At 47.1% G+C, this 13,068-nt stretch carries 15 protein-coding genes; all 15 read right to left on the reverse strand.

What is annotated here, in order from left to right:
- Positions 1 to 163: 163 nt before the first annotated feature.
- Positions 164 to 1,021, reverse strand: coding sequence for an isochorismatase family protein (locus DL346_RS11890; RefSeq protein WP_165822492.1), 858 nt, complete (start codon positions 1,019 to 1,021; stop codon positions 164 to 166).
- A gap of 94 nt (positions 1,022 to 1,115) precedes the next feature.
- Positions 1,116 to 1,421, reverse strand: a complete 306-nt coding sequence (locus tag DL346_RS11895; protein ID WP_112882338.1) for a hypothetical protein — start codon at positions 1,419 to 1,421, stop codon at positions 1,116 to 1,118.
- A gap of 163 nt (positions 1,422 to 1,584) precedes the next feature.
- Positions 1,585 to 1,947 carry a hypothetical protein gene (locus DL346_RS11900; RefSeq protein WP_133257526.1) on the reverse strand — a complete coding sequence of 121 codons (363 nt, stop codon included), beginning with the start codon at positions 1,945 to 1,947 and terminating at the stop codon, positions 1,585 to 1,587.
- 108 nt (positions 1,948 to 2,055) lie between these two features.
- Positions 2,056 to 2,619 carry a hypothetical protein gene (locus DL346_RS11905; RefSeq protein ID WP_112882340.1) on the reverse strand — a complete coding sequence of 188 codons (564 nt, stop codon included), beginning with the start codon at positions 2,617 to 2,619 and terminating at the stop codon, positions 2,056 to 2,058.
- A 166-nt stretch (positions 2,620 to 2,785) separates the two neighbouring features.
- A complete protein-coding gene (locus DL346_RS11910) occupies positions 2,786 to 3,565 on the reverse strand; it encodes a class I SAM-dependent methyltransferase (RefSeq protein WP_240633137.1) in 780 nt (259 codons plus the stop codon).
- Positions 3,566 to 3,712: 147 nt separating this feature from the next.
- Positions 3,713 to 4,153 (reverse strand): LSm family protein, encoded by a 441-nt coding sequence (locus DL346_RS11915; RefSeq protein WP_112882341.1) that lies wholly within the window; start codon positions 4,151 to 4,153, stop codon positions 3,713 to 3,715.
- A 214-nt stretch (positions 4,154 to 4,367) separates the two neighbouring features.
- A complete protein-coding gene (locus DL346_RS11920) occupies positions 4,368 to 4,988 on the reverse strand; it encodes a copper amine oxidase N-terminal domain-containing protein (protein ID WP_112882342.1) in 621 nt (206 codons plus the stop codon).
- Between the two features lie 9 nt (positions 4,989 to 4,997).
- On the reverse strand, positions 4,998 to 6,284 hold the full coding sequence (locus DL346_RS11925; RefSeq protein ID WP_112882343.1) for an FAD-dependent oxidoreductase: 1,287 nt from the start codon (positions 6,282 to 6,284) through the stop codon (positions 4,998 to 5,000).
- A gap of 670 nt (positions 6,285 to 6,954) precedes the next feature.
- On the reverse strand, positions 6,955 to 7,482 hold the full coding sequence (locus DL346_RS11935; RefSeq protein ID WP_112882345.1) for a GNAT family N-acetyltransferase: 528 nt from the start codon (positions 7,480 to 7,482) through the stop codon (positions 6,955 to 6,957).
- Positions 7,483 to 8,056: 574 nt separating this feature from the next.
- Positions 8,057 to 8,518: a GNAT family N-acetyltransferase gene (locus tag DL346_RS11945; protein ID WP_112882347.1), complete on the reverse strand. Its 462-nt coding sequence runs from the start codon at positions 8,516 to 8,518 to the stop codon at positions 8,057 to 8,059.
- Between the two features lie 343 nt (positions 8,519 to 8,861).
- Entirely contained in the window at positions 8,862 to 10,142 is a 1,281-nt protein-coding gene (locus tag DL346_RS11950; RefSeq protein WP_112882348.1) for an MFS transporter, read from the reverse strand.
- A 72-nt stretch (positions 10,143 to 10,214) separates the two neighbouring features.
- Positions 10,215 to 10,748 carry a DUF4362 domain-containing protein gene (locus tag DL346_RS11955; protein ID WP_112882349.1) on the reverse strand — a complete coding sequence of 178 codons (534 nt, stop codon included), beginning with the start codon at positions 10,746 to 10,748 and terminating at the stop codon, positions 10,215 to 10,217.
- Positions 10,749 to 10,797: 49 nt separating this feature from the next.
- Positions 10,798 to 11,178: a VOC family protein gene (locus tag DL346_RS11960; RefSeq protein WP_112882350.1), complete on the reverse strand. Its 381-nt coding sequence runs from the start codon at positions 11,176 to 11,178 to the stop codon at positions 10,798 to 10,800.
- Positions 11,179 to 11,252: 74 nt separating this feature from the next.
- Positions 11,253 to 11,759 (reverse strand): YhjD family protein, encoded by a 507-nt coding sequence (locus tag DL346_RS11965; RefSeq protein ID WP_112882351.1) that lies wholly within the window; start codon positions 11,757 to 11,759, stop codon positions 11,253 to 11,255.
- Positions 11,756 to 13,009 carry a DNA polymerase IV gene (locus tag DL346_RS11970; protein WP_112882352.1) on the reverse strand — a complete coding sequence of 418 codons (1,254 nt, stop codon included), beginning with the start codon at positions 13,007 to 13,009 and terminating at the stop codon, positions 11,756 to 11,758. Before DL346_RS11970 ends, DL346_RS11965 begins: the two co-directional genes overlap by 4 nt.
- Positions 13,010 to 13,068: the final 59 nt, after the last annotated feature.

Below are 13,068 nucleotides of genomic sequence, written 5' to 3' on the forward strand. Positions count from 1 at the left end.
GGCGTTTGAACAAAAACGAGCGCCTCGGTACAATGGGGTTGCAAACGAGGTCAAAAGCCTCAAAAAGCCCATCAGGAGGTCGCTCATCGCTTTTGATTCGTTTTTCACATTTAAAAACACATTCCAAATTGCTTATATTTATTGAACAATCGTTTCCTTTAGCTCAATCCGTTCCTTTCATTATTGATTCTATTAAGGCTCTTGAAGTAGTGGAATATCCATATTTATTTTCTATATAAGCAATATGTACTTTGGTTTTCCACAATCCATCAAGTGTTTCGGCAGTCTCGAATGTTGTTGTCGCATCCCGCACGATATTACACATATAACCGTAATCACTCATGTATTTCATACCGTAATCACTAAATTGAACACATACATCGGTTTCAAATCCCATGTAAAATAAAACCCTAATTTTTCTTTCTGAAAGCAATCTGTGGAATTGAATATGATTGTAGACAAGTAGGTCATTCTTCTGGGGCTTCATTGGGCCTGCAATGTCAATCTGCTCATAAACTTTGTCGTTTTGTTTCAACCATGCCCAATTATTTATTTCATCGGAATGCCGGGATTGCCAGTTTTGAACCCACTCGTTTGGTGGGAACGTTTTATGTTTTTCAGCTGGCGGTTGACCAGAGTTCGTTTCATGGATTTTTTTAAGATTCTCTCTTTCAGCTGTTGTCGTTGAGTTAATCCACTGGGGGTACTTTTCTAAAAAGAATGCGTGATTACAATGAAATATTTGTACGCCCAAGTCCCTTAATTCGGTAACCGCAGGAGCAATGACTTCTTGAATAATTTGACGTTTACGTTTGGCATGTGAAACACCACGTTCTGTACTCAACTCAAACCCCAGCTCTGGTACAATGGGTCCATTTTCCCATCCAAAGTTCCAAATATCAACAAGCGCAATTCCAATTTCATTGGTATCCAACGTGTATTGTGAGGCCATACGCTTAAAACTTGATTCAGTAAATGGCAAATTGGGAACTGGAGAAATTGGGGTGTATTCTAAGTCCATACTGAACCTCATGATTTTCTATTCCTTTCTGTTTCGGATATTCACTTCCACCCATTTTACCTACTGTTCGATAACTTAGTCTATTGAATTACTATTATTCAAACAAATTAGGGGCTAATTTGATGAACTCCCTCACATCACGAAGATACATTCTACTGTCCATCATTTCCGTTTCACCAATATCATTATTAACAATTACTTCGTGTAATTGAATCCATTCAAACGTTTTGCAATACATAAATGCTGTGTACTGAAACTGTATTATTTCACCATAAGGATTACTCTTGATTTTTCTAACACATAGTAATTCATACTCCCATTCACTAAGAGTCTCAATGACTTCTTTTTTAAGTTTTTCTGGAGCATCAGCAAGATTGATATATGATGTTTCAAATTCCATAATTACTCACACCTTTACTCGTCATTGATTAGAAAACGGATGTAGAGCTTATATCAGAACTGCCCGTTAGCTGAAAACAGGCTGCCGTTTATGTCGGCAGCCTGTTTTCCTTGTGCTATCGTACCCACTAAGTTTAATGAGTAATCAGTCTGTCTTTGTTTCGTTACTTACCGTATTTACCCTCATAGTTTCCTTTTATAAATAACCCATCGTAGTCTTTAACAGCAATTGATAAATCAGAGCTTAATTCATTAATTTCAAATAACTTCGAGCCTTCTTTGAATCTGTTTGAGAATATTTTTGCACTGTTAAAATTAGCAGCTTCATTATCAGAATACTGTTCTACATTTCCGATTTCTTTTCCAATCTCATTAGCCTCTAATGTCTCAGTTGGGTTATTAAATGTGTACATCTTACCTTCCCACACAACGAAACTGTAACGCCAATCTGCACTACCTTGTTTCTCTGCACAAGCAACTAATAAAAGTAAACAAGGAATAAGGAATAAGTATTTGATTTTTATCACCTTATCGCCCCTTTCCATTCCCATTACAAGACTTATATGTATTGATTAAACGTAAACAACTTGAGAATGGTTACGCGAAAGCGCAGCCGGCAAAAGGTGCCAATAGTATCAATTTAAATTGTCGACTCTTTCTTTAACGAGCTTCTTGAAATCTTCTGCATTCATTAAATGTAAATCTTGTTGAAAAGAAACTTCTCCATTGTACTCAATTCCATCATAAATTACCTTGTTTTCGTTATCTACATTGAACTTACCTTGATAAACACCTGAGATTACATATGCCTCTTCTGATGTTACAGGTCCTTTGTATTTGTCCATGAATAGAACAAAATTATCGCTCTTTTTCGTTCTATTCATGTTAAAAGCCTTAACTTCAAATATTTTTATTGAATTATTTGTTACTTGTCCTTTAAGTACTTCTTTAACTTCAGCATTTGTTAAAGAAAAATTGGCACCCTCATACTCAATAAATTCCGGTTCACCGGTAAGTTTAACTTCAACAATTAGTTCAGATGAGTTTGTTAGTTCTTCTAAAGTAGTAAATACCTCCGCTATATCCATATTGGAATAATCCAATTTAGGAGTTGCATTTTCGCCTGCAGAACATCCGACTATTAGTATTAGACAAAGTACGATGCACAGAGTAAGCGCAGACGAACAAGATATCTTCATTAAGCAACCACCTCTTTTGTTATAAAATCCGTTTTCAACATAAAAGACGGGTTCGACAATAGTTTTGTTGCGTTATACTCCCCATTAGCTCGATAGGCTTCCGATGATGCCGGCAGTGTGATATCGTAATCCGTTAGCTGAGTAAAAAGGTGTACACTCGAAATAATCACTTCTGAACTATGAATTTATTTGCCACTAAAGTAAAACTCCCTGGCAAAAAATGATTTCCGTCTGCTCTGGGTTCTTCAGTTAGTTGTTCAATCACCAATCCACAGGCGGCAACTGAACTGATAATTTCACCCATGTTCCAAAACCGTAAGAGGCAATCAGGAAATTCCGACTGTTCGCTCAGCGGAAACATGCTCTTGTAAGCAACAGCACCTTCGAATAAACGGGAATCGAAATAATCTCCTTTTATTTCTATACCTTGATCCTCAGTGTATTGAATAAATTTCCTAATGGGATGAAAATCGTTTAATACCAATCGTCCACCAGTTTTCAGTAAATCGTAAACAATGCGTGCAAATGAATCTAGGTCAGCGAAGTAATGCAGAATACCTCCTTCAAGGTACACTACGTCGTAACTATGTATGAACTTGCCAATATCAATCTCAAATACGTCCGATACAATGTATTCAATTTCGACACCCGCTTCTTTTGCTACTTCTAGAGCATAGCGTTGATTTTCTTCTGAGATATCTACAACAGTGACAGATGCACCTATAAGGGCTAGAGGAATCGCTTTTCTCCCGCTACTTCCAAGCAAAACGGCGACGCGCTTTCCTTTTACGTCTCCCAAGTAGCCTAGATGCTTTCTCAAATACTTTTGAGGATTACTCTTCATATCTTCTGCCGTATCTTTCGGAGTGCCACTTCTCTTCTCCCACCATTCGTATGCTCGGTAAGTCCATGCTTTTTTGTTTATCTCACTTTGTACTTTTTGCACCGGTGTACCTCCTATATCTATTTGTGGAATATTATTGTAATAATTCCAAGATAATAGCGTCAACACTTTTTAACATAACAGATCATTAGCTCAACAGGCTGCCGATTAGCAGGCAGCCTGTTCAATGCTGCAAAGCTGGTTTAAACTTTAAACGTTGAACATCTTCATAATCGGCATCATGGATTTGATCATTCCATAACCCATTTTTATCATAGGAAATGCTTTTCCCATAATTCCCATGATATTCTCTAAGCCCCCAAAGTCCCCAAAGCCTCCGCCTATTCCACCTTCTGTACTTCCTCCACCGACGCCACCGACGCCGGGAATCATACCACCGCCAAACATCGAACCGCCCCCAATTAACCCCAGCATACCGGGAATAAAACTGGAAACCGTAGCTTTGCCTGCACGTTTGGTAGAAATCATCTTTGTTTTCCGCGGACTTCTCTGCCCGGACAAAATCAGTTGTCCACTCTTAGCATCTGTGACCCAACCAACATAAGAGCGCCCGTCCTTTAATTCGATATAAACGGGTTGACCTATCCATTGCTTTGCGCTGTTCCTAGTCATCTTGGATTCTACAGCCAACAATCATCACCTCTTTTCTACAGGTATTACAATCTATTCAGGCAGTAGCAAATCGTCTGTACGAACGTACCTTATCTCGAATCAGACGGTTTTCAAAAACCATGGAAAAAGAACAATCATTTCATCTTGCTCATTTAGCCCCCAAAACGTCATGAAGGCTGCCGAATCATTAGTTCGGCAGCCTTCATGATATTTATTGCACATTAACCATCGATCACAGTGAATCCGCGTACCATTTGTAGAAACGAATGAATTGAGTACCGTTTGCTTCAATAGTCACGCCGCTCCCTACTTGTTTTTGTACAATAGCCTGAGCCGACTGTACATCCAACGCTTTCTCGCTTGTAGCATGTTTTTCCTGGACAACAACTACTCGAGCAGTACCCTCCCATTGGACGTCCGTACCTAGTCCTTTTGCAACGAAGCTAATCGGAGCATAGCTGAGCCCATCGATAACTTTAGCTGGTACATCAAGTTGAACAGACTTTCCATTGACATATGCTTGCGTTTTTCCAATCGTAAATTGTACGGTATCATTTCCGCGTTTGATTATGATAGGCTGATTCATAGCTGTGAATTGAACGGTTGCATTAAGCTTTTCGCTGATTATCCGCATTGGAACGAGAACTCGTCCATTATTGTCGTCGCCTGCGGGAACGGTCGCCCCGAAGCCGGGAATCGCCAGCGCGAATTCGGGAATGCCGGTGGAATACGGTGCGATTTCACCTTCCTGGAATCCAAAACAAAAAAGCCCTTGATTATCAAGGACTTTGACAGAATAGGATAAAGTTACTTTGACCCTGCTTGATGAACTAAAGTACCCGTTAGCTGCCATAAATTCGTATCATTTTTCCGCTTGTACGCTGCCGGCCCTCTGCTTTAGAAAGCGGACGCCCTGCTGTTCTAGTTCGCCATGCAGCCGCTGAATGGAAACGTCCCTCATCGCCCTGCCGTCATCGAGCGATAGGGCTGCCGCCACGCCTGCCGCCTGGCCAAGTGCATAGCAGGTAGCCTGCACGCGCATCGAGGACATGGCGACATGCGTAGCGGAGATCGAGCGGCCTGCAACGAGCAAATTGTCGAACGCCTCCGGCACCATGCAGCGATACGGGATGTCGTATCCGGCGACGCTGCGCTCGTCGGTTGTTTTCTTCGCATCGGGGCTGTGAATGTCGATTTCGTAGTTCGTCTGCGCGACCACGTCGGCGAACCGGGCTCCGTCCACGACGTCCTGCTCAGTCAGCGTGTAGAGCCCTTCGATCTGGTTCGTCTCCCTAACGCCGGTCTGCGGCGCAATATGCGTCAGCGCGTAGGTTTCGAATCCGGTTCGCTGCAAATAGTTCGCGATGGAGAACACTTGCCGCAGCGCTTCCGTCTCCGCGTAGTTGATGTCTTCGATCTTCGCGCCGTTCGCTTTGACGCGCGACATGTTGACGAGCAGCGAGCCGTCGTTATTCTGCTCCCAAAAGAGCCTTCGCCCCTGCGGCAAGTCGGACACGTCGTTGTAGACGTAGCAGCCCTCCGGCAGCAGGGGCGTCACTTGCTTGCCGGTGTTTTGCATCGTGAACATGAGCGTCATCGGCTGCGTCAGGCCATCTTCGTCCCGACCCGTCCGATACGGAACTCCCGCATCTATCGCCACCCGCGCATCGCCCGTGCAGTCGATGAACCGCTCACCCTCGAACGCCCGCAAACCTTCGCGCGTCGAGACGATGACCGACTGGATTCGGCCGCCCCCATGAACCGCGCCGATAAACTCGCAATGATAGAAAACTTGAACGTTCTCCTTCTTCATCTTCTCATTGAAATACTGCCGCAGCAGAAAAGGCGAGTATTGCGGCGCGATGGACTGATCGTGATCCGCTGGCAAATATTCCGCTAGCATCTCCGAAATGATTTCCCGGTAAATGCCGGTCACATTGCCGACAGGCATGAAAATGCTGACGTTGGCCAGCGTCCCCATGCCGCCCAATTGCGCGGATTTCTCCAGCAGGGCAACCTTCTTCCCGCATCTCGCCGCGCTGATCGCTGCAGCCGCGCCGGCGGGCCCGCCTCCGATGACGACGACGTCCGCATGCAGGTAAGTTTCGACTTGACGCTGGAATGAATACGTTTGGCTATGATTTGACAATGCAATAGCTCCTCTCCCGTAAGGAAGCGGCAGGCCCAGGTACCGGACCGCCGCCGATTTACTATGAATTGTTCGTCTGCCGCCTGCCGCCTATGTTCGCTTCGCGCTCCCTTCGACGCCGACAGACGCTTTTTCCGAATCGCTATTCTATTCGCTAACGAAGCCGCCGTACCTTCCGGACAGTTTTAATATTCTTTAAACCGAGGTTGAGCTATCGTACCAGTTAGTACAATGAAGGCAGCCAAGCGTTATTATCGAATTGCGCAACGTTATCCGCTCAAAAAAAAGCCGCACTCAGGCGGCTTTTCTAAACACATATGAAATCAAAGCTTCTCTATGACTCATCCCACCCAAATAACGCCTTCTCAAACTTCTTCCTATTCAGTAAATAGACAATTGCAAAGAAGAACGGTACTGAGGCTAACGAAGGGCGAATAGTACCATCCGCCGTCCATAAAAGGTCACACAGCATAAATATCAACAGATTCGCGATAATATACTTTCGAAGTAGTTCCATGGTATCCCTCATACAATGTGATTTATCACTATCGTATTCAGCATAAAAATCAATGGTGCTGTACATTTCTCTCTCTGATCTACTGGGCGTCCGGCCATACGTACACCCGGACGGACACGCGAGGGTCGATTTGCAGTATCGTTCTCCGTTAGTTCAAACGAATTCCGTCGTAAGGATGGAATAAATGAATGAATTGTGCCATCTCCCCTTGAAAAATAGATGTTCCCTTAATGTGCCTTCCTTTGTCATACCGATTTTCTCCATAACTCTTGACGAGGCAATATTTTCAGGTCTGCAAGTTGCGAAAATCCTGTGCAGTTTGATATCAAAAAATCCAAACCTACACATTGCATGCGCAGCCTCCGTAGTATATCCCTTTCCCCAGAATTGACGATTTAGGCAATAACCTAGTGCAGCTTGTGAATGTTTCTCAATATGCAAGCCGCACCCTCCAATTAAGGTACCATTTTCTTTAACGGTTATCGCTAATTCATATTGCTCTCTAGGATACTGATTTTGAGACATTAACATCCTGTCTACATAATCTATTGTTGCAATCTCCTGATTTGGACCCCATTCCATATGTTGTACTAAGTCAGCATCAGAAGCATATACATGAACCGCTTTCCAATCATCGCGGGTAAAGTCCCGCAAAATCAGTCGTTCTGTCTCAAGAATCATAATATGCTACTCCCCCCATATCTTACAGATTATATGATTATTCACGTGACTCTGAGCTATTCTGCCTGTTATATGCTGTGCTATCGTTCCCGTAGCTAGTTCAATGGAGGAAGTCCTTTTAAGGAGTGCTACATCAATTTGTCGACTAAACGTATCACTCCGTTCGTTCTTTTAGAATTTAAGATCATTCGTGCCCATTTGGTTGTGAAATCCTAAAGGTGTTTCTTTGTCCAATGACTAAATACTATTGCAAAAATAACAAGCCCGAGTACAACTAGTACTCCTCCAAAAATGACTGGACAGTAAATAAATGCATTTGTGATTCCTTCTCGCGCTTCTATGCTTCCTATCGTAGCTGGGTTAATGTAGTCCACAGCCCAAACTCTCCCCTTGATGATTCCAACAGTAATACTAACGAGTCCTAGTAAAAGTATAAATAAAGAATATACCATAAATCTAATCAACCTCATGCACCTCCGCAGAATTAATTACTCATCCCTTTGACGAAGTATATTAATCGAGAGTTAGGATCAACTGCTCTAACCCAATATTGCTTCCGGTAGACCCTTTGGTGTTATATTTTTTTATATACATACTCTCTGAAAGCGACAAAACCTTGTTTGTCATAAAATTTTTTTGCATGCTCATTATTGGCCCAATAATCCAGCTCAATCATTTCGATTCCTTCTGTCTTTGCAAAATCATAAATGTAATTCATCATGTGCGATCCATAACCTTTTCGTTTTTGTTTCTCCACTATGTTTAACTGATGTACGAATACAGATTTACGTTGTTTAATGAAAGCGCCTTGGGAATAGTTTTTCATTTCTATCCATGCATAGCCTAGAGGTTCATCGTTATCTTCGACAAGAAGGAAAATGAAGTTCTCATGCTGCACGAATCGTTCAAAGGCATCTCTCATAGCTTCAAAGCTATATTCTGTAAAATGTTCTGGATACAAGGAGACATGCAAATCATGAATTGGCTTATTTAAGCTTGCTAGTAGCTCAAAATCTCTGGTTCGACTGATTCTCACATTCATACCTCCATATGCCTTTTTTCATCAAATTGATAAATAGATGTGCTTGATGAAGTAGTTTCCATCGATAATCTTTCATTTGATTTCTCGATATATGCAGATTCGTCCTCCGTTTGTTAGGCAACTAGAATAATCAAAAACATTTAAATATTAACGAATTGCCAAGGTTGGAACCAAAATTGGAGATAGCGTAGGCCGCATGAATTGCAACGCCATTTGCATTTTCCCAGACCAGCAAAACTTCGAAGCTAATAAAGATGGACGCCTATAAATCAGGCACCCATCGGTATTATCTTATTATGACAGATTGCATTTTACTTCTACGATGTTTTTGCCACCATTAATTCACTTCAACAGTTCCCTTCGTCCCTTGCAGCCGCCGTTCCAGTGCGCCCTGTACCAGCCAAGCGTAGCCGATAAAGCCGAGCAGCAGCGCGGCTGCTGTCAAGATGAAAGGCAGCGCGTAATGATTCGCGGCCAAAATAAACCCGGCCCAGTACGATGCGATCGTATTGCCGATACTGCGGGAGACGGTCCGCATCCCCGCGAATAGATTGCGGTCTTCCTCGGCCACCGCCGACATCGACTCGCTATCTACGAGGTTGCTGAGCATCGTGAAGCCCGTCCCGCGCAGCATTAGCAGAACGGCGAACGATGCCGCCGGCATGGCAGCCGCCATGAGCGCCACGATGACGATATTGAAGACAAACAGAATGACGAAGCTTTTTCTGCTGCCAAGCTTCTCCATGAAATACGGCATGACGAGGGAGCCCAAGAAGAAAAAGAACCCGGATAAAGCAAGCAGCTCCGAAATGGCGTCATCATTCATATCGAACCGGAATTTCAAAATGACGTTCAGAAACGGGCTCAACAAGCCGTACGTGAAGCCGGAGTTGAAGATCAAGAGCGACAGCACCAGCAGAAAGTAGATCGCATGGCGATTCTTCCGCCCCGCACCGCCGGACTCACCGGTCTCGCCCGCAGTGCCGGCACCAGCCTGAACTTCACTTGCGTTCGACGCCCGTCGTGAAGACGGCAGCAGAACGGCCCGCAGCAAAGCGGATACCGCGAAGCAGCCAGCAGCGACGAAGAAGGCATACTGATATATCGTCGTGCTGCCGTGAAACCAGTTCGGCAGGTAACCGCCCAGCAGCGTGCCGATTCCCGTAAACAGCGTAAAAATGGCAAACAGCAGCGAATACGCGCTCGTCTCTTCTTTCTTGCTCCGGCAATATTGGTAGATCAGCTGAATTTCCGAATTAACGATTGCCGTAATGCCAAACGACCATATCAGCTGTGCCGCGATTATCGCCGCTTTGCTCGTTCCCAGCCCGAACATGACGAGCGAGACAACGGACAGCAGCATGCCGCTGACCAGCATTTGCTTCCGGCCGACACGCTGGACGATCAGTCCGGCGGGCAAGCTTGTCAGCCCGACGGTTAGCGCCCCTATCGACGTTATTTGTCCGATGAAGTCTTTGGAGAAGCCCAGTTCAAGCAAATGTAAATTAAGGATTAGACTAAAAATGCCTGCGGCAACGCCGAACAAGCTTTCCGTTGCGATAAACCGCTTTACACCCGGGGACAAATCCCGGACCAAATGATACGTATAGTTCCACATTGTCGCGCCTTTCCTTTTGCCGATGTCCTCCTATTCTAATGCATGCCGAGGGGGACGTACAACCGTTTTAATTTACTTGGCATTCGCGTCAAAATAGAACGTATCGGCGGTTTTCTGATCGGCACAGCCAGTCAATACGATAAAGGTGCCTGCCTGTTCAACCTTTTTCGTATCGAATCCCGTACATGTTGTTGTCGGCCGGCCAAGGTCGGAACCGAAAGCATCCTTCGAATTGTCGAAGGTATAGCTAATCTGCTTCCCGTCGTTAATCAACTCATAGAAGATCGGATCTCCCTCAATCGTATACTGGGTGATCCGCACGCTCGCCGGCTCAGGGCTTTTCGCATTCACACGCTCCATGAATTGCAGCCACTTTTCTAAATTCGTGTATTTACCATGCACATTGACGACGTCCCCGTTCGCGCTCGCTTGTTCAGGAGAATACGGATCCGTTACCTCCGGAAAGCCTTTCGTTATCGCCGTCTCCTGCGCTTCCCCGATATCCGCGGCGTTCGGCGTACTTCCGCCCTTCGATTGACCGCAGGCCGTCAGCAGCAGGATCATGACCATCCCGGCTATCGCCGCTTTCTTCACCATGTTATACATGCGAAATCACCTCATGGCTACCGACGCAAAGCCAGTCGTAAATGTTGCGTTATCCCCGGACGACCATCAGCAAGTTGCCGTCCGGGTCGCGGAATGCGAACCAATGATTAAATTCGATGCCGGTCGCGAGCTCCACCTGCTGCTCCTGCATAAACCGGTACGCTGCGTCCAGATCGTCCGTGGGAAACATCGCCGCAGGCGTCTCGTACGTGGATGGTCCGCCTTCCTCCTGACCGCCCCACATCGGCATCGTGTCGAGAATGATGCCGGGACCGTCTACCGGCAGCGGGCATAAATGCCCGTTCATGATTTCCGGCTCCTGGACAATGCCGAGAATCCGGCAGTACCACTCTCTGGCCCGCTCGATATCGCGCACCGGTATGAAGATCCCGGCAACCCGGGCCTGAATCGGACTTGCTTTGACCGCCATCGAAACAACCTCCGTTTGTTTATGGATTGAACATTATAAAACAAGCAAGCTGCGGCTTAATAGGTCCGGAATGATCAGCTTTTCGCCTTGAACATCTCCGCCACGTACCTGGCGATGCGGACGCTCATCTCGGCGCGCACGACGTCGCGCATCATGGCGAATGTATCCCTGTAGCCGCGGCAAATAAAGTGGTAATGGATCGCGCTATCCACCCGCTCATCCTCGAACACCTTGATTTGGCGGCGTTTCATCTCCTTGCGCACCGCGCTCAGCTCGTCGTGAATCCGAGTCATAAGCACCTGCGAGGCTTTAATATATAAACTCTTCATGGAATAAGAGGATAAGCCGATCTCGGTGCAGTTCTTATCGACGATGGTCATCATGATCGGCAGCAGCACGAATTCGCGGATGAGCTCAAGCTCCTCCTTCGTAGGCAGCTGCGCTGGGGTCGATTTTCCCGGCTCCTGCGGCTGCACCGGGGCGCCGGCCTGCTCCTTGCGCTGCAAATACTGCTCCCGGTGCTCCGGCAGCATCATGCGGCTCGATTCCCAGCGGCCGTTTCCTTCCAGCTTCTTGCTCATTTGTAATGCCCCCCGATTTTCACGCTGCGCTCGCGAGCCTGAGCGGCATCCAGCAGCGAGGAGGCGCGCAAAATCGCCGTGTTCCCGTAACGGTATTTAATCTGGTCGGTCATCCGCTCCAGCCTGCGCACCCGCTCCCGGTTGCCGAACAGCGTCAGCTGGTATTGATCGTCCGAGGACAGCTTCGACAGCGTCACCCCGAGCTTGCGGACTGGCATCTGGTCCCAATGCGTGTCGAACAGCTTGCGCGCCGCCTCGAATACTTCCCGCGTAATGTTCGTCGGATCGGCTAGCGTCGTCTGCCGGAAGAAGCCTGTCGGCTTGTCGAAGTCCGCCCCCTGCGCGCCCGCCGCGACGACCTGGCCCATGTAGCCCTTGGCCCGGCACCGGCGGCTGACTTCCTCGCTTAGCTCCAGCAGCACGACGTCGATTTCGGCGCGGCTGCTGAAGTCGCGCGGCAGCGTCATCTGATGGCCGACCGCCTGCTGGCCGTTATGCGTGCTCGGCTTCACCGGACTGCCGTCGATGCCGTTCGCCGTCTGCCAATACAGCTCCGCTTGAATGTCGCTGTTGCGCCCCATCAGCACCCGCATCTTGCGCTTCAGCTCGACAAGCGGCATCCGCGCCAAATCGCCGATCGTGAAGATGCCGAGCCGCTGAAAATGCGCCGTCATCCGCGAACCGACGCCGAACATCTTGCTCACGGGCTGCGGCCACAGCTGAGTCTCAACCGCCGATTTCGGCAGCGTGAAGATTCCGCTCTCGCTCTTCTTGGCCCAGATGTCCGTCGCCATCTTGGCAAGCACCTTCGTCGAGCTGATGCCGATCCGCGACCAGACGCCGGTGTACAGCATGATTTTGTTCTGAATGCGGCGGGCGATCTCTTCCGCCGATCCGAAATAAGCAACGGAGCCGGTCACGTCCAGAAACTGCTCGTCAATGGAGAACGGCTCAACCAAGTCGGTAAACGATTCGTAAATTTCCGTAATCATTAGAGATACATCGATATAAGCCTGCATCCGCGGCTTGACGATAACCAGCTGCGGACATTTGCCGAGCGCCTCGCCCAGCGTCTCGGCCGTCGTGACGCCGTGCTGCTTGGCAATCGGGCAAGCTGCCAATATAATGCCTGAGCGCCGCTCGGGATCCCCCGCGACCGCGACGGGCTGATTCTGATATTCCGGGTGCGCCGCCTTCTCGACGGACGCATAGAACGACTGACAATCCGCTAACATAATGATGCGTTCCATGGCCCCCACCTTCCAATAATGCGAATATATGTTCCTATTCCTATTATACACCGAATATA

The organism is Paenibacillus montanisoli, assembly GCF_003268025.1.
In the GTDB taxonomy this organism is placed as follows: domain Bacteria; phylum Bacillota; class Bacilli; order Paenibacillales; family Paenibacillaceae; genus Paenibacillus_Z; species Paenibacillus_Z montanisoli.

Bases quoted from the DNA above. Each gene is read 5' to 3' on its own strand.
- DL346_RS11890 (WP_165822492.1), bottom strand. From the start codon at position 1,021: ATGGACTTAGAATACACCCCAATTTCTCCAGTTCCCAATTTGCCATTT.
- DL346_RS11895 (WP_112882338.1), bottom strand. From the start codon at position 1,421: ATGGAATTTGAAACATCATATATCAATCTTGCTGATGCTCCAGAAAAA.
- DL346_RS11905 (WP_112882340.1), bottom strand. From the start codon at position 2,619: ATGAAGATATCTTGTTCGTCTGCGCTTACTCTGTGCATCGTACTTTGT.
- DL346_RS11920 (WP_112882342.1), bottom strand. From the start codon at position 4,988: ATGGCAGCTAACGGGTACTTTAGTTCATCAAGCAGGGTCAAAGTAACT.
- DL346_RS11935 (WP_112882345.1), bottom strand. From the start codon at position 7,482: ATGATTCTTGAGACAGAACGACTGATTTTGCGGGACTTTACCCGCGAT.
- DL346_RS11950 (WP_112882348.1), bottom strand. From the start codon at position 10,142: ATGTGGAACTATACGTATCATTTGGTCCGGGATTTGTCCCCGGGTGTA.
- DL346_RS11955 (WP_112882349.1), bottom strand. From the start codon at position 10,748: ATGTATAACATGGTGAAGAAAGCGGCGATAGCCGGGATGGTCATGATC.
- DL346_RS11960 (WP_112882350.1), bottom strand. From the start codon at position 11,178: ATGGCGGTCAAAGCAAGTCCGATTCAGGCCCGGGTTGCCGGGATCTTC.
- DL346_RS11965 (WP_112882351.1), bottom strand. From the start codon at position 11,759: ATGAGCAAGAAGCTGGAAGGAAACGGCCGCTGGGAATCGAGCCGCATG.
- DL346_RS11970 (WP_112882352.1), bottom strand. From the start codon at position 13,009: ATGGAACGCATCATTATGTTAGCGGATTGTCAGTCGTTCTATGCGTCC.